This is a genomic window from Nonomuraea sp. NPDC051298, from assembly GCF_055586305.1.
Genome location: NZ_JBVJIM010000023.1, coordinates 1 through 17,101, shown reverse-complemented (window position 1 = coordinate 17,101; position 17,101 = coordinate 1). Strand labels below are relative to the sequence as shown.

18 protein-coding genes are annotated in these 17,101 nt (G+C 72.0%); 9 read left to right on the top strand and 9 right to left on the bottom strand.

Translation table 11 applies throughout. The features are described 5' to 3' along the window. The first annotated feature begins 14 nt into the window (after positions 1 to 14). Together ACZ6S0_RS41490 and ACZ6S0_RS41485 are read left to right on the top strand one after the other, a co-directional pair. Positions 15 to 842 carry a class I SAM-dependent methyltransferase gene (locus ACZ6S0_RS41490; RefSeq protein ID WP_465924816.1) on the top strand — a complete coding sequence of 276 codons (828 nt, stop codon included), beginning with the start codon at positions 15 to 17 and terminating at the stop codon, positions 840 to 842. Continuing rightward, positions 839 to 1,471 carry a TetR/AcrR family transcriptional regulator gene (locus ACZ6S0_RS41485; protein ID WP_465924815.1) on the top strand — a complete coding sequence of 211 codons (633 nt, stop codon included), beginning with the start codon at positions 839 to 841 and terminating at the stop codon, positions 1,469 to 1,471. Before ACZ6S0_RS41490 ends, ACZ6S0_RS41485 begins: the two co-directional genes overlap by 4 nt. Position 1,472: 1 nt before the next feature. Here the strand turns inward: ACZ6S0_RS41485 and ACZ6S0_RS41480 are convergent, their stop codons facing one another. Genes ACZ6S0_RS41480 through ACZ6S0_RS41470 form a run of 3 tightly spaced genes read right to left on the bottom strand, consistent with a single transcriptional unit; the run spans position 1,473 to position 3,905 of the window. Next, entirely contained in the window at positions 1,473 to 1,715 is a 243-nt protein-coding gene (locus ACZ6S0_RS41480; RefSeq protein WP_465924928.1) for a DUF1272 domain-containing protein, read from the bottom strand. Beyond that, the gene (locus ACZ6S0_RS41475) at positions 1,699 to 2,976 is read right to left on the bottom strand and encodes an MFS transporter (protein WP_465924814.1); all 1,278 of its coding nucleotides are present in this window, start codon (positions 2,974 to 2,976) and stop codon (positions 1,699 to 1,701) included. Before ACZ6S0_RS41475 ends, ACZ6S0_RS41480 begins: the two co-directional genes overlap by 17 nt. Then, positions 2,973 to 3,905, bottom strand: a complete 933-nt coding sequence (locus tag ACZ6S0_RS41470) for an alpha/beta fold hydrolase (RefSeq protein ID WP_465924813.1) — start codon at positions 3,903 to 3,905, stop codon at positions 2,973 to 2,975. The genes ACZ6S0_RS41475 and ACZ6S0_RS41470 overlap by 4 nt, the downstream gene beginning before the upstream one ends. Before the next feature lie 230 nt (positions 3,906 to 4,135). Between ACZ6S0_RS41470 and ACZ6S0_RS41465 the strand changes: the two genes are divergently transcribed. The 4 genes from ACZ6S0_RS41465 to ACZ6S0_RS41450 all read left to right on the top strand — a co-directional run bounded on the left by ACZ6S0_RS41465 (position 4,136) and on the right by ACZ6S0_RS41450 (position 9,201). After that, positions 4,136 to 5,296: a glycerophosphodiester phosphodiesterase gene (locus ACZ6S0_RS41465; RefSeq protein ID WP_465924812.1), complete on the top strand. Its 1,161-nt coding sequence runs from the start codon at positions 4,136 to 4,138 to the stop codon at positions 5,294 to 5,296. Positions 5,297 to 5,437: 141 nt separating this feature from the next. Next, the gene (locus ACZ6S0_RS41460; RefSeq protein WP_465924811.1) at positions 5,438 to 7,501 is read left to right on the top strand and encodes an alpha/beta hydrolase-fold protein; all 2,064 of its coding nucleotides are present in this window, start codon (positions 5,438 to 5,440) and stop codon (positions 7,499 to 7,501) included. Between the two features lie 429 nt (positions 7,502 to 7,930). Next, positions 7,931 to 8,116 (top strand): 50S ribosomal protein L32, encoded by a 186-nt coding sequence (gene rpmF / locus ACZ6S0_RS41455; protein ID WP_465924810.1) that lies wholly within the window; start codon positions 7,931 to 7,933, stop codon positions 8,114 to 8,116. Further along, positions 8,113 to 9,201 (top strand): radical SAM protein, encoded by a 1,089-nt coding sequence (locus ACZ6S0_RS41450; RefSeq protein WP_465924809.1) that lies wholly within the window; start codon positions 8,113 to 8,115, stop codon positions 9,199 to 9,201. Before rpmF ends, ACZ6S0_RS41450 begins: the two co-directional genes overlap by 4 nt. A gap of 190 nt (positions 9,202 to 9,391) precedes the next feature. Here the strand turns inward: ACZ6S0_RS41450 and ACZ6S0_RS41445 are convergent, their stop codons facing one another. Continuing rightward, a complete protein-coding gene (locus tag ACZ6S0_RS41445; RefSeq protein WP_465924808.1) occupies positions 9,392 to 10,708 on the bottom strand; it encodes a hypothetical protein in 1,317 nt (438 codons plus the stop codon). Between the two features lie 224 nt (positions 10,709 to 10,932). On the opposite strand from ACZ6S0_RS41445, the gene ACZ6S0_RS41440 reads away from it, so the two are divergent. Both ACZ6S0_RS41440 and ACZ6S0_RS41435 read left to right on the top strand, forming a co-directional pair. Continuing rightward, positions 10,933 to 11,298, top strand: a complete 366-nt coding sequence (locus ACZ6S0_RS41440) for a peptidase inhibitor family I36 protein (RefSeq protein WP_465924807.1) — start codon at positions 10,933 to 10,935, stop codon at positions 11,296 to 11,298. Between the two features lie 207 nt (positions 11,299 to 11,505). Next, positions 11,506 to 12,069 (top strand): nuclear transport factor 2 family protein, encoded by a 564-nt coding sequence (locus tag ACZ6S0_RS41435; protein ID WP_465924806.1) that lies wholly within the window; start codon positions 11,506 to 11,508, stop codon positions 12,067 to 12,069. Between the two features lie 232 nt (positions 12,070 to 12,301). On the opposite strand, the gene ACZ6S0_RS41430 is transcribed toward ACZ6S0_RS41435, so the two are convergent. Genes ACZ6S0_RS41430 through trpB form a run of 4 tightly spaced genes read right to left on the bottom strand, consistent with a single transcriptional unit; the run spans position 12,302 to position 15,672 of the window. Continuing rightward, positions 12,302 to 12,853: a GNAT family N-acetyltransferase gene (locus ACZ6S0_RS41430; protein ID WP_465924805.1), complete on the bottom strand. Its 552-nt coding sequence runs from the start codon at positions 12,851 to 12,853 to the stop codon at positions 12,302 to 12,304. A 54-nt stretch (positions 12,854 to 12,907) separates the two neighbouring features. Then, the gene (locus tag ACZ6S0_RS41425) at positions 12,908 to 13,663 is read right to left on the bottom strand and encodes a GntR family transcriptional regulator (RefSeq protein ID WP_465924804.1); all 756 of its coding nucleotides are present in this window, start codon (positions 13,661 to 13,663) and stop codon (positions 12,908 to 12,910) included. Positions 13,664 to 13,672: 9 nt separating this feature from the next. After that, the gene (gene trpA / locus ACZ6S0_RS41420) at positions 13,673 to 14,470 is read right to left on the bottom strand and encodes a tryptophan synthase subunit alpha (RefSeq protein WP_465924803.1); all 798 of its coding nucleotides are present in this window, start codon (positions 14,468 to 14,470) and stop codon (positions 13,673 to 13,675) included. Then, a complete protein-coding gene (gene trpB / locus ACZ6S0_RS41415; protein WP_465924802.1) occupies positions 14,467 to 15,672 on the bottom strand; it encodes a tryptophan synthase subunit beta in 1,206 nt (401 codons plus the stop codon). Before trpB ends, trpA begins: the two co-directional genes overlap by 4 nt. 241 nt (positions 15,673 to 15,913) lie before the next feature. On the opposite strand from trpB, the gene ACZ6S0_RS41410 reads away from it, so the two are divergent. Next, the gene (locus ACZ6S0_RS41410) at positions 15,914 to 16,111 is read left to right on the top strand and encodes a DUF5708 family protein (RefSeq protein ID WP_465924801.1); all 198 of its coding nucleotides are present in this window, start codon (positions 15,914 to 15,916) and stop codon (positions 16,109 to 16,111) included. A 69-nt stretch (positions 16,112 to 16,180) separates the two neighbouring features. Here ACZ6S0_RS41410 and ACZ6S0_RS41405 read toward each other — a convergent pair whose 3' ends face one another. Next, positions 16,181 to 16,783, bottom strand: coding sequence for a TetR/AcrR family transcriptional regulator (locus ACZ6S0_RS41405; RefSeq protein WP_465924800.1), 603 nt, complete (start codon positions 16,781 to 16,783; stop codon positions 16,181 to 16,183). Positions 16,784 to 17,101: the final 318 nt, after the last annotated feature.

Sequence of the window (17,101 nt, the reverse complement as noted above, 5' to 3'; positions counted from 1 at the left end):
TAATGGAGGCCCGCATGACCATCGTCAACACTCACCAGGCCGAGGCGTGGAACGGCTACGAAGGCAATCACTGGGCCGACCACCGCGATCGATACGACGCCGTGAACAGCGGGTTCAACGAGCACCTGCTGCGGACCGTCCGCGACGGCGATCGGGTGCTCGACGTGGGATGCGGCAACGGCCAGGTGAGCAGGCTGGCCGCCCGGCGGGCCCGGCACGTGACCGGGGTCGACCTGTCGGCGCCCATGCTGGGCAGGGCGCGCGCCGCGGCGGCCGAGGAGGGCGTCGCCAACATCGACTTCGAGCAGGGTGACGCCCAGGTCCACCCGTTCCCCGCCGAGTCGTACGACCTGGCCGTCAGCCGCTTCGGGATCATGTTCTTCGCCGATCCGGTGGCGGCCTTCGCCAACATCGCCCGCGCCCTGCGGCCAGGCGGTCGTGCGGCGTTCCTGAGCCTGCGCGAGATGGCCGACAACGACCTCGGCTCCGTGTTCGCCGCCACGCTCGGCCGCCTCCCGACGCCCAGGCCCGCCGCACCGGACGGAGAGGGACCGGCCTCGCTGTCCGATCCGGTCCGGATCCATGAGGTGTTCGGCGCGGCGGGCTTCACCGACATCGCGGCGACGCCCGTCGACGCGCCACAGGTGTGGGGCAGGGACGCCCAGGACGCCGCCGACTTCCTGGCCGCATGGGGGCCCGTCCGTCTCCTGCTCGATCAGGCCGAGGCCGCCGCCGCGTCCCGCGCCCGCGTCGCGCTGGCCGCCGCCCTCCGCCCCTACGAGCAGCCCGATGCCGTACGGCTGCGCGGCGCCGCCTACCTGATCACGGCGACCCGCCCGTGAGCGCCAGGAAGGCCGCCGCTCTCGGCGACGGGCAGACGCTGGCCGGCCATCTCGTCGCGACCGCCGAACGCCTCCTGGCCCGGCACGGCGCCGCCACTCTGACGGTCCGGGCGATCGCCCGCGAGGCCCAGGTGGCCGACGGTGTGCTGTACAACCACTTCGCCGACAAGGAGGAACTGCTCGCCCTGGCGCTGCACGCGCACGTTCGGACGGTCCAGCGGAGCCTTCCCCCGCTCCCCGGCCGCGCAGGTCAGGGCGACCTGGCGGACAATCTCCGCACCTTCGTCACCTACGGCGTACGGCTCCACCAGGCGATCCTGCCCGCCTTCGCCGGCCTGCTGGCGCAGCCCGCCGTCCTCACCCGCTTCGCCGCCCTGGCCGGCCCCGGCGGGCAGGGCCGCGGCCTGCACGCCCAACTGGCCGCCTACCTCGGAGCCGAGCAGGCCCTCGGCCGCCTCGGCGCCGAAGCGCATCCCGACGCCGCCGCCACCATGATCGTCGGCGCCTGCCACGAACTTGTCCTGCCCCACCTCTTCGCGGGCAGCTCCGCGGCCGACATCGAGATCCCGCCCGACTTCATCGACGGCCTCGTCACCACCTGCCTCCACGGCGTCCTGCGCGCTCCGTGAGTCACACCCCGTCAGTTGACGTGAGGCGGGGGTTGTGGGTTCGCGCGGTGGTCGCGGGATGTCGTTCAAGGGCCGCTCCTTCGCGGGTGGGACGCCGGACCAGTTCCCCGCCGCAGTTGGGGCACTGCCCCCGCAACGGGCCTTCCGCGCAGTCGGCGCACCAGGTGCACTCGAAGCTGCAGATGCGTGCGTCGGTGCTGTCCGGGGGCAGGTCACGGTCGCAGCGCTCACACCCGGGGCGCATCTCCATCATGGGCATGGAACCGAGTATCTCCTTGGTCGGCGACAGTGGTCGCGGGGTGGTGTGTACGGGGCCGCCTCGGTCTCGCGATCGCCGCGGCGGCGAGGACGGCGCACAGCTCGATGGCGGCCGCGGCCCAGCCGACCGCCGTGATTCCGCCCGACGACAGGGCCACCGAGCCCGCGAGCCCGCCGAGTGAGATGCCGAGGTGGGTCGCGCTGGCGTTGAGCGAGAGCACGATCCCGGCGTGTCCGGGGGTGAGATCGACCAGCCGGGCCTGCTGGACGGGCATGAACGACCAGCCGAACACTCCCCAGACGGCGAGGATGACCGCGCAGGCCGCCGCGCCCGCCGTTCCGCCGACGCCGAGCGAGGCGAGCGCGCCGAAACCGGCCAGGGCGACGGCGAGTCCGGCCGTGCTGACCACGGCCAGCCGGGTCGCCTGATACCGGTCGACGGCCCGTCCCCCGAGCGTGTTGCCCGCGACGGCCGCGACCCCGAACACCAGCAGCCAGATGCTCAGCGCCGGGCCCTGGATGCCGCCGAGGCCGTCGAGCACCGGGTTGATGAAGGTCAGCACGGTGAACGCGCCCGCGATCCAGAGCACGGTCAGCGCCAGCCCGGTGGGGACACCGGGCGCGCGGGCGATCGCGAGGCGGGCGCGCAGGTCCGCGGCCGGGGAGGCGGGCATCGGGCGCAGCAGGATCACCAGCCCGACGGTGGCGACGGCACCGAGCGCGGCGACCGCGACGAAGGCCGTCCGCCAGCCGAAGGCCCCGCCGGCCAGGGTGCCGAGCGGGACGCCGAGCGCGGTGGCCAGGCTGATGCCCGCGGCCACGGTGGCCAGCGCCTGGCCGCGCCTGCCCTGGGGCGCGATCTCGGTGGCCGCAGCCGAGGCCGCCGGGGTGAACACGGCGGCGGCCACCGCGGCGACCACCCGTACGGCCATCATCACCGGGTACGAGTCGGCGACCGCGGTGCCGACGTTCGCCACGGTGAAGACCGCGAGGCCGGCGATGAGCACCGGCCGCCGCGCCATGGAGCTGGTCAGCACACCCAGCACCGGCGCTCCGACGGCGTAGGCGAGCGCGAACACGGTCACCAGCAGCCCCGCGGTGCTGTCGGTGACCCCGAGGTCGCGGCCGAGGTCAGGAAGCAGACCGGCGATGACGTAGCCGTCGGTGCCGATCGCGAACAGGCCGACCGCGAGCAGGATCAGCGGGGTTCTCGACGACGTGGCGAGTGGTGTTTGGCGGGTGGTCACGAGGACTGCAGGAACAGCTCGAGCAGGGCCAGCAGCGTCTGCGGCGCGTCCTCGGGGGTGAAGTGGCCGACGTCGGCCAGCTCGACCACCGGAGCCGTGGGATGGCCGAGGCGGAAGGCGGGCACGGTGTACCGCGGCAACAGCGCGGTGTCCCGCATGCCCTGCACCAGCAGCGCGGGCTTGGCCCGCAGCGCCGCGACCGCCGCCGGGTCGGGTTTCGGCGGGGCGGGCTCGTCCGGTGCGACGAGCTGCTGCGGGAAGCGGATCACGCCCCGGCACTGCTCGCGATCGGTGAAGTGCGCCGAGTACGCGCGCAACCAGGCCGGGGTGATCACCTCCGGCCGGGCGATCGTCTGCAGGGTCAGCATCAGGTGGGCGACCGTGTTGCCCGCGTTGCCGAGCAGTACCTCCAGCGTCCCGTCGGCCTGGGCGGCGCGCGCCCAGCGAAACCACAGGCTGTCGTCGTGGTTGCGGTCCATCAGTTCGGCGTAGCCGGGCAGGCCGAGCGGCAGGACGGTGTTGGTCGCCAGGATCCGGGTGACCCGGTCCGGGTGGCGCAGGGCGAAGCCGGCGCCGATCGGGCCGCCCCAGTCGTGCAGCACCAGCGTGATGTCGTGCAGGTCCAGCTCGCCGACGAGCAGCGCCTCCAGGTTGTCGACGTGCTCGCCCGCCAGGTAGGTGCGGTCGGCGGGTGTCTCGCTCTTGCCGAAGCCCATGTGGTCGGGCACCACGACCCGGTGCCGCGCGGACAGCGGGCCGATGAGGTGCCGCCACAGGTAGCCCCAGGTGGGTTCGCCGTGCAGCAGTACGAGGTTCGCCCCGCCCTCGTGCGGTCCCTCGTCCACGTAGTGCTGGCGGAACCCGGCCGCCTGGCAGTAGCGCGCCCGGTACGGCCAGGTTCCGTCGAATGTCTCGTGCTCAGGTATCACGTGGGTCCCCCGTTGGTCGCGTCGCGCGTTCGTGTCGAGGCGCGAGCCGGACACTAGGCGCGACCCCCTGACATCTCCTGTCAGTGGGAGGGGCACCGGTAGGAAAGTTGCTCCCGCGATCATCAGAAAGTCCGCAAATATCGGTCTATATGCATATTTCGGTCCGTACCATAATCCCTGCGGTGATCATCGGTGAGAGTCGCCGATGCAACTGCCGCAGGGAGTCCCACGTGCGTAAGACCGCAGCCGCCACCATCGCCACCGCCGCCCTCCTCGCCGGAGCGGGCGCGGCTCCCGCCACAGCGGGGGCCGCGTCCGCGCCCGACCGGTCCGAGGTCATCGTCATCGGCCATCGTGGCTCGGCGGGCCACCGCCCCGAGCACACGCAGGGCAGCTACGAGCTGGCCGTGGCCATGGGCGCCAACTGGATCGAGCCCGACCTGGTGCCGACCAAGGACCACGCGCTGGTCGCCAGACACGAGAACGAGATCTCCGGCACCACCGACGTGTCCCTGCGTCCGGAGTTCGCCGCGCGCAAGACCAGCAAGGTCATCGACGGGCGCACCGTGACCGGCTGGTTCACCGAGGACTTCACGCTGGCCGAGCTGAGGACGCTGCGGGCGGTCGAGCGGCTGCCCGCGATCCGGCAGCGCAACACCGTGTACAACGGCTACTACCAGGTGCTCACCTTCCAGGAGGTGCTCGACCTGGCCAAGCGGCTCTCACGCCAGTACGGCAGGCAGATCGGCGTCTTCCCGGAGACGAAGCACCCGACCTACTTCAGGTCGATCGGGCTGCCGCTGGAGGAGCCGCTGATCGAGACGGTGAAGCGCAACGGGCTCGACCGGCAGAACAGCTCGGTGGTGGTGCAGTCCTTCGAGCCGTCCAGCCTGAAGCGGGTGGACAAAGAGCTGCGGGTGCCGCTGTGGCAGGCGCTGGGCACCAGCGGCCAGCCGTACGACCTGACGGCGGCCGGCGACCCGACGACCTACGCGGACATGATGAAGCCCGAGGGACTGTCGAAGATCGCCCAGTACGCGCAGTGGATCGGCCCGGACAAGTCCTCGGTGATCCCCCTCAACCCGGACGGCAGCTCGGGCACTCCGACGACCCTGGTGTCCGACGCGCACAAGGCCGGGCTGAAGATCGGGGTGTACACCTTCCGCAGCGAGAACCAGTACCTGCCGCTGCAACTGCGCCGGGGCCAGGTCCCGACCGACCACGGTGACGCGCTGGCGGAGTATCGGGCGCACCTGGACCAGGGCGTGGACGCCTTCGTCACCGACTATCCCGACACCGCCGCCCTGGCCAGGGCCGAGCGCGGCAAGCCGGGCACGTACGTGCGGCCGCAGCAGTTCGACAACGGGCTGCCGGAGGAGGGCCAGGAGTGAACCCGAAGGGCCGCCTCCGCACGGAGGCGGCCCTTCGATCCGCGCGGCACGCCTCAGGACGGTTGACACAGCACCACCTTCACCACGAAACTCTCCCGAAACACGCAAGGTGCGTACTGTAAACGTTTACGGGAGCGGTTGATGCGCAAACCCCGCTGGCTCGCCGTGCTCGCCGTCCTGGCGTCACTCTTCCTCCTGGCCGCGCCGGGCGAGACGGAGGTACGGGCGGGCGGCACGCTCGCCACCGCCTCCGCGCCGTCACCGGCACTGGGCGAGAACATCGCCTACAACGTCTACCTGCCCAGCGGCTACGACCGGGGCACCGGCCGCCACCCCGTGCTCTACCTCCTCCACGGCCGGGGCGACACCATGCAGGCGTGGACCCGGGTCAAGACCGTGCTCGACGACATGATCCGCACCAAGCGCATCCCGCCCGTCATCGCCGTCATGCCGGACGCCCCCTGGAGCGAGCGCGGCGGCTGGTACGTCGACTCCCGCTACACCGGCACGGATCTGCCCGGCAGGCCGATCGAGACGGCGCTGACCGAGGACCTGGTGGCGCACGTGGACGCGACGTACCGTACCGCGCCCATCAGGGAGGCCCGGCTGGTCGGCGGGTACTCGATGGGCGGCGCGGGCGCGCTGCGGTTCGCGCTCGCGCACCAGGACCTGTTCAGCGCCGCCGCCGTGCTCAGCCCGGCCGTGTACACGCCGCTGCCGCCGTCCGACTCCTCCACCCGCGACTACGGCGCGTTCGGGAAGGGCGGCGAGAAGTTCTCCGACGAGGTCTACCGGGAGCGCAACTACCCGGCCCTGCTGCCGAAGCTGGACGCCGACCTGCCGGTCCGGCTGTTCGTGGCGGTCGGCGACGACGAGTACGCCAACCCGGACCCCGCCGACGCCTCCCACGACCTGGACTTCGAGTCCGCCGCCCTCTACAACGCCGCCCGGCGTTCGCCGGCGGTCTCCGCGCAACTGCGCGTCATGGACGGCGGCCACGACTGGACGGTCTGGGAGCCCGCCTTCGAGCAGGCCATGGCCGAACTGGGCCCGGGCCTGAGCGTGACGCCTCCGACCGGCCTGCCCGCCCCGCTGTACGGGACGGCCGGCCAGGACTGGGCCGGGGGAGTGGCGGCACACGCGGACGGCGCCCTGACCATCGGGTACGCGGCCGGCGGCGACGCGGTCCTCACCCGCGTCGGCGGCTGGACCAGGAAGCTCGCCACCCCGGCCGACGAGCGGCTCTACGGCGTGGCGGCCCTGCCGGACGGCGGCGTGCTGGCGGCCGGGTACACCAAGGGCGACCTGGACGGGCGGCACGCGGGCAACACCACCGACGACGCGTTCGTGGCCAGGCTCGGTGCCGATGGGACCGTCCGCTGGATCACCCAGTTCGGCGGGCCTGGCGTGGCCGACCGGCTCTACGGCCTGGCCGCCGCGCCCGACGGCGGCGCGTACGCGGTGGGCTACACCAAGGGCGCGCTGGACGGCGCGAACGCCGGTGACAAGGACGCCGTCCTCGCCCGCCTCACCCCGGACGGTGAGGTGTCCTGGATCCGCCAGTACGGCGGCGCGGGCGAGGACAAGGGCTACGGCGTCGCCGCGGACGCCACCAACGTCTACGTCACCGGCGGCGCGAGCGCGGCCCTGCCGGGCACGGCCGGGCCCGGCGGCTGGCTGGCCGCGTTCACGACGGACGGCACCAGGAAGTGGGCCGCCACGGCGGGCGGCAGCGCCTCCGACCGGCTGAACGCGGTGGCCGTCACCACGGCCGGACTGGCCGTCGCCACGGGCGGCGTCGGCGGCGACGCGTACACCGTCGCCTACACCGGCCAGGGCAAGCAGCGCTGGCAGCACACCCTCGCCACCCCCGCCGCCGACGCGGGCGCCGCCGTGGTCCCGCTCGCGGGCGGCGAGGTCGAGGTGGCCGGCCACACCCGGGGCCGGGTGGGCGTCCAGGCGGGCGGCGCCGACGTCCTGACGCTGCGGCTGGACGGACGGGGCAGGCAGCTCGCCGCGGCCCAACTCGGCACCGCCAGGGACGACGGCGTGGACCCCTTCGCCGAGCCCAACCTGTACGCGACCGCGACCCCGGCGGGCGAGGTGGCGATCACCGGTCTCACCTACGGCGCCCCGAAGGGCGGCGCCGCACCGGGCAACGGCGACGTCTTCCTCTTCGGAACGTCACCAGCGGATGCCCGATGAGGATGGCGTGACTCATCGGAGGTCTTGTTACGATAGGAGCCATGGACATTGAGGTAGACAGGATCTAGCCACCGGACTGCCGGTGGCTTTCATCCGTGTGGGCGACGCCCACGCTGGTGAATGACCGTTCTCCCCGCGCAGCAGCGTGAGTCCGCCCGTTCGAGGCGTCGACACCTCTGCGTGTGACCTGCCGGCACGTTCGCACCGCACCGACCTCGGTCCCCAGTTCGTGCCTGCGAACGCGCGCTTCGATCCTCAGCGTGCCCGTCCACCCGTCCGCCTCCGGCACCCGGGCAGCAGCCCGGTGCCGGAGGCGGATGGCGTCCCGGCAACCCTGATCGAATCTTTCGCGACAGTGACTCACGGCCCGTGGTCGGTTGTCCCGCCAGTTCCGCTGGCATTCGAAACCGTTCACGAAAGGCCACGGCCATGCAGCATCGCACGTCGCGTTCCCGCGCCCGTCACCGCCGCGCTCACGCGAACGCGAGCACCCCGGCACCCACCACCCGCACGAACCCCGCCTGCGGCGAGCCCACCGCGTCGCACCGCGCCGGCCGCGGCCGCGGTCTCCACCGGGGTCGTGAGGTCTTGCCGCTGACGGGCGGTGACACGTGAGCACCGTCCTGACCACCAGGAGTCGCTGGATGCGCATCCGCGACCATCTCGCGCGGGCCGGTGCGCCCGCGTTCCGGTTCGGTCAGCTCATCGCCGCCTGGCAGGGCTCGACGGCCGAGACCTTCGCCGACGTGCACGCGCTGCCGGCCGGCCTGCGTGCCGATCTCGCGGAACGGTTCGGTCCACGGCTGCACCCCCTGACACCGCTGGAAGTCCAACGGGACGAACAGGTGGAGAAGGTGCTGTTCGCTTCGGAGAGCGGCGCTCGGATCGAGACCGTCGTGTCCCATTACCGGGCCGGATGGGACTCCATGTGCATCTCGTCACAGGCCGGATGCGGTCTGGGCTGCACCTTCTGCGCCACCGGCGCGGTGGGCCTGGTCCGCAACCTCACCGCTGACGAGATCGTCGCCCAGGTGATGCACCCGCACTGGACCCGCGAAGGCCGGCCCCGGCCCGCGAGTGTCGCGTTCATGGGGATGGGGGAGGCGCTCGCCAACCCGCACGTGTTCGACGCGCTCACCCTGCTGACCGACGCGGGCTACGCGGGGATGTCCGCACGACGGGTGACCGTGTCCACGGTGGGGTTCGCGCCGAACCTCACCCGGCTCGTCGACCAGCATCCGCGGGTGACGATCACCCTGTCCGTGCACTCACCGTTCGCGCAGGAACGTGCCCGCATCATCCCGCTCGAGGAACAGTTCCCGCTCACGCAGAGCCTCGACATCCTCGACCGGCACGCCTCCGTCAGCCGCAGAAAGGTCTACCTGGCCTATCTGCTCATCGCCGGCGTCAACGACAGCGACGACCACCTCGCCGCCCTCGCCGAACTGGTGCGTACGCGGTCTCGCCCCGAGTTGTTCCACGTCAGCGTCATCCGCTACAACGCGGGGGCAGGAACACCGCCGGACTACCGAGCCCCGTCCTCCGTCCGAGTGGACGAGTTCGTACGCGGGCTGACCGGGCGCGGCGTGCACGCGACGAGGCGACGGCAGTTCGGCGCCGGCATCGATGCCGCCTGCGGTCAGCTCCACGCCAAATACCTCGCGGAGGCTCCCGCGAGACATCGACACGATCGGCGCTGACGGGGACGTCGAGTCCCGCGCCCACGAATCCCCGCAGCAGCTCGGATTCACCGCACGGAGACCTCGACCGCCGCGGCGGTCGAGGTCTCCGTGCGGAGCGGGGACCCTCGCCGGGCTCCCGCCGCCTGATCGGTGGAAGAACAGTCTCCGACCTGGTAGTTCCGCCCTCCTGGCGGGGCGCGGCTCGCGATCAGTTGGCGCAGAGGTCCCGGCAGCCACCGAAGCGAGCGGCGTCGTACCCGCTGAACGGCGTCGCCCCGGTGCCTTCCAGCGCCGCCCGCATGGACTCCTTCCAGATGGGACCGGGGAGGGACGTGCCGAGTACGTGCGCGTAGCGCTTGCCGCCGATGGTGACGCCGATCAGCTTGTGCTCGACGGGCCCGCGCGAGTCACCGAGGCTGACGGCGGAGGCCAGGTCGGGGGTGTAACCGGCGTAGCCGGCGGTCGTGTAGCCGTCGGTCGTGCCGTCCATGCCCGCCGCGTCCCGGCCGATGCCCTTGAGCGGGCTCCTGGCCAGCGCGTCCGCCAGCACATCGGACACGGCGTCGGCGACCGGCGCCTCCAGCACCTGCTCGCACCGTGGCGGGAAGGTCCGAACGACCCCCGCGTCGCTGCGCACCTCCGTGACCGCCCTCGGCGCGCAGCGCAGGCCCCGGGCGGCGAGAGTGGCATACGTGCCGGCCACCGTGATCGGGTCCACCTCGTTGGTGCCGAGTGCGAACGTCTCGAACTCCATCAGCGGCGCGCCGTCGGCCCGGGAGAGCCCGAGCCGCCTGGCCATCGTCACGCTCTCGCAGAGGCCGACCCGTTCGGTCAGCCGCACGAAGAACGCCTCCTGTGCCGTCCACGTGCCCTCTTCGAGCGTGGTGAAGGCTTTGCGGCCGTCGTCCCGGTTGGTCACCGAGTGGGTTGGATCGCCGACGTTCTCACCCCGGCAGTTCTTGAACGAGCCGTAGTCGGGAGCCCGGTAGACGTCGGAGTAGGGGAAGCCGTCGGCGCGGCGCAGCCCGCTCTCAAAGGCGGCGGCCAGCGGGAACACCATGGCCGTACCGCCCTGCTGGAAGCCCAGCGCGTTGCCGCGGCTGGTCGCCAGGGCCCGGATCTCGCCGGTGGCCGGGACGATCATCGCCTGGGCGGCCACCTGCGGGTCGTCGCGGTGGACGTAGTGGTCGATGGCCTCCTGCGCGGCCCGCTGCACGCGCGGGTCGATGGCCGTCCTGATCGTCAGATTGCCCCGCCCGAGCAGCGCGGGGTCGCTCGCGAGCAGCTCCGTCCGGACGCGTTCGCACAGGTAGACGTAGGAACTGTCGGCGCACTCGCCGGAGAACTCCTCGAGAACGGCGCCCCCGGCGTCGACCAGGACGCTGGGCCTGATGACCTCCGTCGCCAGCCGCACCCTGGCCGGCCCGCCCGCCGCCTCCTGGTCTTCGCCGCGTAGCAGCATGAACGTCGCGGCGGCCAGCACCGCCGCCGCACCCACGGCGCCCGCCACCCGTAAGGGGATCACGTGCGGATCCTACGGCGGCGATGGCCACCGTGGCGAAGACGCTCCAGAAGGACCTCGGTAACGCAACACCCCGAGCGAAGCGATGCGATCTCTTGGAGATCCGGGAAGTCCGTGCCCTGCCGGAACCACCGGACGTGAGGATTGTCTGCGACGCACTCCAGAGGCAATACTCTGAGTAGTGGACTCCGTACTGTTCGGGGTCACCGTGTGGATCGGAGCACCCGATGCACTTCCCCCGCACCTCCCACGACCGGCGACGCGTCCTGGCCGTCCTGGGCGCCACGGCCGCCCTGACCCTGACCGCCGCCCTCGCCCCGGCGGCCCTCGCAGCGGCTGCCGGGCCCGAAGACTGCGCCGACGGCTACGTCTGCTTCTGGCCCCAGGCCGACTACCAGGGGCAGATGATCAGCTACGGCAACCCTTCCTACCACGTCTGCGACGCCATCCCCGGCGGCGTCGCCCGCTCGATCGTCAACAAGGACGACCAGACCTGGAAACTGAGCACCAACTTCATCTGCAACGGCGGACGCCGCATCGCACCCGGCGAAGCCGTCGCCGACCTCGGCCAGGACTACTACTACTGGAACTGACCCCCAGACCCGCCTGCCATGGGCTCGGCCCGCTGCGGATTGCAACACCCGAATAGCTGAGCGTAAGCCGGGACGCCACAGGCGGGTGACGGCGAGCGACCTGATCACTGCCCGGCCGGGTGCGGCTCTTGTAAATCCTTGCGTTACACGGTTTTTCGGTCGGTCTTGCTCTAATGGCGCTCCGTGATCTACCGAGAGGACGTCCACATGAGCGAGCCGATCAACGCGTTCGACGCGAGACCCGGAACAGGGCCTGAGACCGGGGACGGAAGCGGGGCGGGAACGCGGCGGAGAATGTTCGGCGTGGTGGCCGCGGGCGGGCTCGCCGGGCTCGGCCTGCTGGGGCAACCGGCCCGCGCCGACGTGGCCGGTGGTTCTGGCGGTGTGCGGCGGGTGGCCGACCGGGCCATGGACCGGTTCGACGAAGGATGGCGTACCGGGGATTGGGCACCGTTCCTGGCGATGGTGACCCCGCGATTCTCCTTCTGGTTCCCCGAAGGGCAGTGGCGGGGCCGCCACGAGGGGGAGGCCGGCCGGCGCGCGATCACCGAATGGACCGGCTTCCACGCGGAGAACGGCAACCGCGTGAACGGGGAGCGGAGATCGGTGGCGGTCATGGGCGACCGGGTCCTGTACGAGTACGACTCCCGAGGCGCGTCCCCCTCCACCGCCGGATACCTGAACTGGGAGACGATCATCGTGGAGGTGAAGGGTGAGCGGATCTCGGCGCTGCACGAGTACTGGGGCAACATCCCGCCCACCGGGAGCTGAGCGAGACCGGCCGGAGGCGAAGTCCGTGGTGAGGGCCGTGGTGAGGGCCGTACCCTCCGGGACGCAGGCGACGATCGCGCGCCCGGAGCGGGAGTGAGCTCCCGTGCTCGACGGGGCCGAGCCCGTCGAGCACGGGGCGGCCCAGCGCCGAGACGCAGTGGTGGAAGAGGACGACGACCTGTTCGGGCGCCCCTGACCTGCGGTCCTACGGCCGCTGTGTCGGACAGTGAGATCAGATGCGGAACATGGACAGGGGAGCCACGCCAAGGGTCTGCTCGGCGCCGAACTCCTCGAACGTGCTGAGGGGACGGAAGCCGAGGCGGGCGGCGAGTTTCAGAGAGCGCGTGTTCGCGGTCTGGGTCACGGCCAGGACCGGCTGGTCGGGGAGTTCGGCAGCCGCGGCGCGCAACACGGCCGTTGCGGCCTCGAACGCGTACCCCGCGCCCCACGCGCCGCGCCGCAGCACATAGCCCAGTTCCAGCTCCTCGCCGCTCTCGGTGACATGCCCGGGGCGATCGGTCGACCGGCGGGCGAGCATCAGCAATCCGATGAGGCGGTTCGTCGCGATGTCCGCGATGACGTAATTGCCAGGGCTGGATGTCGCGTTGGCGGCCTCGAAGTGCTGCTCGACGTCGCTCCGAGGCCGGGGACCGCCGATGTATTCCTGAACCTCGGCATCGGTCAGCAGCTCGATGAATCCTTCGCGGTCGGCGTCGTGCGCTTTGCGCAGCAGGAGCCGTTCCGAGGGGACTTCCGTGGCGGACAGCGTGCTCAACTGGCTCATAGGCCCGTGATCATAGAACACGGGACCCGGCTCGGCACGATCCCGCCGCCCCCGCTAGCTGGTGGCGCGCCAGGTGAGGGAGAGGCCGGTGGCGGCGCGTTCGGTGCGGATCTCCATCATGGTGCCCAGGATGGTGGCATGGTCGGACACGACGGGAACGCCATCGGGCGTATAGGTGATCCGGGTGCTGACGAGTACGGCACTGCCCTCAGGCTCGTGCAGGCGGCGCGCGGCGGCGGGGTCGAGCAGGCCGGGCCGGACCACCTCGGACGCCCGGGCGACCGCCACCCCAGCTTCGGCGAGCGCGGTGTAGAGGGAGACGGCGGTGAAGTCGCGGTCGCGGATCTGCTCGGCCACCGGCCGGCGGACCCAGGACACCTGGTGAACGGCGGGACGTCCGGCGAACTCGCGAACCCGTTCCAGCCGCAGGGCGGTGTCACCGGGACGAAGCCGCAGCTCCGCGGCGATCCGGGCGGGGGCCCGGCGCATCGCCCTCCCGGCCACCACGGTGCGCACGTCGTGGCCCTGTTCGCGCAGATCGTCGGCCAGACTGCGGAGCGAGCCGAGCTGGTACGCCAGGTGGGGCGGGGCCACGAACGTGCCCTTGCCGGGCCGCTGCACGATCAGCCTCTCGTCGCTGAGCTCCCGCAACGCCTGGCGCAGCGTCATGAGGGTCACCCCATAGGAGGCGCTCAGCTCCCGTTGCGGGGGCAGGGCCTCGCCGGGGGCGTAGTGTCCCGACCGGATCTTCGCGGCGAGGTCGGCGGCGATGGCGCGGTATCTGGCCTCGTGCCCGGCGTCGGGGCTCATCGTGGTACGTCACTCCTGGTCGAGGGCCCGGCGCAGGGTCGCGAGGAAGGCCCGCAGGTCGTCCGGCCCCGCCCCGTCGAGCACCCGCCGCATGACCGCGGCGCCGACCACCACGCCATCGGCGTACCGGCCGGCCTCCCGCGCCTGGTCAGGCGTGGAAATGCCAAATCCTAGCAAGACCGGCCGGTCGGTGCTGCGCCTGATCCGCGCGGTGAGCTGCGCCGCCGAGGCGGCGAGGGCGGCCCGCTCGCCGGTGGTGCCCATCAGCGACACCGCGTAGACGAATCCGCGGCTGCGGTGCGAGATCTCCGCCAGCCTCGGCCGCGGCGTCGACGGCGACGCCAGCAGGACCAGTTCGACCCCGGCGGCGGCGGCCACGTCCGTCAGCTCGTCCGCCTCGTGCACCGGCAGGTCGGGCACGATCAGACCACAGACGCTGGCCCGGCGCAGCGCGGCGCAGAACGCCTCGGGCCCGTCGTGCAGCACCAGGTTGTAGTAGGTGCTGGCGACCAGCGGCACGCCCAGGTCCGGGACCTCGGCCAGGTCGGCGAGGATCCGGCGGGTGCTCGCCCCCCGGGCCAGCGCCGTGTCGCTCGCCTGCTGGATGGTGACGCCGTCGAGCGTGGGGTCGGAGAACGGCAGGCCGACCTCGATCGCGTCCGCCCCGGCGGCGGCGAACGCCCGCAGGTAGTCCGTCCAGCCGGGCGCGATGCCCCCGGTGACGTACGGCATGAGCAGCCCGCGACCGGTGTCCCGCCGGGCACGCAGGTGGCGTTCGACCGCGCCCGCGGCCAGGATGTTCGTCACACCAGCTCCTTCAGGGTGGAGATGTCCTTGTCGCCCCGGCCGGACAACGTCATCAGGACCGTCGATCCCGCGGGCAGTTCGCCGCCGCCCGCCGCGCGGATCACCCAGGCGAGGGCGTGGGCCGATTCGAGCGCCGGGACGATGCCCTCGGCGCGCGCCAGCCGGACCGCCGCGGCGACCGCCTCCTCGTCGGTCACCGTGACGTACCGGGCCCGGCCCAGGTCGCGCAGGTAGGCGTGCTCCGGGCCGACCCCCGGGTAGTCGAGCCCGGCGGCGATGGAGTGCGCCTCGACGATCTGCCCGTCGTCGTCCTGCAGGAACAGCGAGCGGCAGCCGTGCAGGACGCCGGGCCTGCCGAGGGCGGCACCGGCGCCGCCCTCCGCCTCGACACCGACGAAGCGCGCCGAGGTGTCGGCGAAGCCGGCGAACGTGCCCGCCGCGTTGGAGCCGCCGCCGACGCACGCGACCACGTGGTCCGGCACGCCGGTCCGCAGTTCGGCGGCGCACTGCGCGCGGGCCTCGTCGCCGATGACCCGCTGGAACTCCCTGACCATCCACGGGTACGGATCCGGCCCGATGACCGAGCCGACGCAGTAGTGGGAGTCGCCGGTGACGCCCACCCAGTGCCGCATGGCCTCGCTGGTCGCGTCCTTGAGCGTGCGGCTGCCCGTGGTGACCGGGATCACCTCGGCGCCCAGCATGCGCATCCGGAAGACGTTCAACGCCTGCCGCTCGATGTCGCGCTCGCCCATGAACACCGTGGCCTCGAGCCCGAGCAGTGCGGCGGCGGTCGCGGTGGCCACCCCGTGCTGGCCCGCTCCCGTCTCGGCGATCAGCCTGCGGCGTCCCATCCGCGCGGCGAGCAGGGCCTGGCCCAGCACGTTGTTGATCTTGTGGGACCCGGTGTGGGTGAGGTCCTCGCGCTTGAGGTACAGCCGCACGCCCAGCTCCTGCGACAGCCGCCGGGCCGGTGTGAGCGGGGTCGGACGTCCGGCGTGCAGGGCGAGCAGTTCCGCCAGGGCGCCGCGGAAGCCCGGATCCGCCCGCGCCTCCCGGAACGCCTCGTCCACCTCGCGGCACGCCTCCACCAGGGACTCCGGCGCGTACTGGCCGCCGTACTCGCCGAACCGGCCCCGCCCCCGGGGCTCGCCCATCGTCCCGGCGGCCGGGGCGGGCTCGCGCCATGGCGACATGTCTGGCATCACACGCTCACCTCGTTCTATAACTCTGCTCAGAGTTCTATAACAGTGAGTGTGGCACGGGCGGCACGGGACGCGCCACCCCGCCCCCCGTTCCTTCCGTCGGATCGCGAGGCGGGGAACGGGCGGTGTCAGCCGAAGGGTGTAGCCCGATCTCCCCAAGCGGGAGGAGGTCCCGTGGAGCCGGGCCTGACTAGGCTCTCCTGCAGATTCGGCGTGCCCGTCCCCCTATCGAGGAGTGCTCATGGCCTCTGCCCGCAAGACGCTGCTCACTGGTTCGATCACCTTTGTGGCGGGGCTGGCGCTATGGCTGTTCGGGCTCGATGTGGAGATCGTCATCTTCACGCCGTCAAAGGCCGGCCTGGTCCTGATGGTCGTCGGCGGGCTGGAGATCTTGTACGGGGTCTACAAGAGCGTGCGCGCCGACGACGCGCGCGGCTGAGGGCCGTACGGAGTCCGGATCCTCAGGTGCGCCGAAAGCCTCGGGCCCAAAACATCAGCAAACGCCGAGCTAGGACACGGGCGGCGCGGCGGGGACGACGCAGGACAGGGCGTGGCGCAGGATGGCGGCGAAGGAGCCCGTGTTGCCGGGTTCGAGCCAGTGCCGTCCTGCCACGCGGATGGCGCCGGCCACCGCGGCGGCCATGACCGTGGGGAACAGGTCGTGTCCGGGGTCGGTGCCGGTGCGCGCCGCGATCGCCTCGGCGAGCGGCCCCTCCGCCATGGTGAACGCCTTCAGCGCCTCGCCCTCAAGCTCGGGCGTTGACATGATCATGCGCAGACCGGCCTTGTCGGGCTCGGGGTCGGTGTAGAGCTCGATGACGGCCGCGATGACGGCCTGGTCCAGCGGCTCGCCGTCGGGACGGGAGCGCAGCGCCTGCCCCGCACGCTTGGACTGATCGGCCTGGAAGGCGCAGATCGCCTCCTCCCTGCTGGAGAAGTAGTTGTTGTAGGTGCGGGGCGAGACGCCCGCGGCCGTGGCGATGTCATGGACGCGGACGAGTGCCAGCCCGTGCGGGCCCTGGTCGATCGCCAGACGCAGCGCGGCGTTGCCGATCGCCTCCCTGGTGGCCTGCTTGTTGCGCGCCCGCAGACCCATCGCGTCATCGTTCATGTGCTCACCCTATCCCATGATTTGCGTCTCACGCATTATGTGCGTGACGCGCAAGTTTGTGGGTAGAGTGCGACTGCGACGCCTGGGACTCGCATCAGGAGAGTGCCGACAGCAAGGCGTGCGCCGGGACGGCGAGGTCCCTGCGGACCGTCCGTCGCGGGCGCCGTCCCGGCAACCCCCATCGAAAGCAGGAGCAGTGATGACTTCGAAGTTGATCGCGTTCGACGAGGACGCCCGGCGCGGTCTCGAGCGTGGTATGAACCAGCTCGCCGACGCCGTCAAGGTGACCTTGGGTCCCAAGGGCCGCAACGTCGTGCT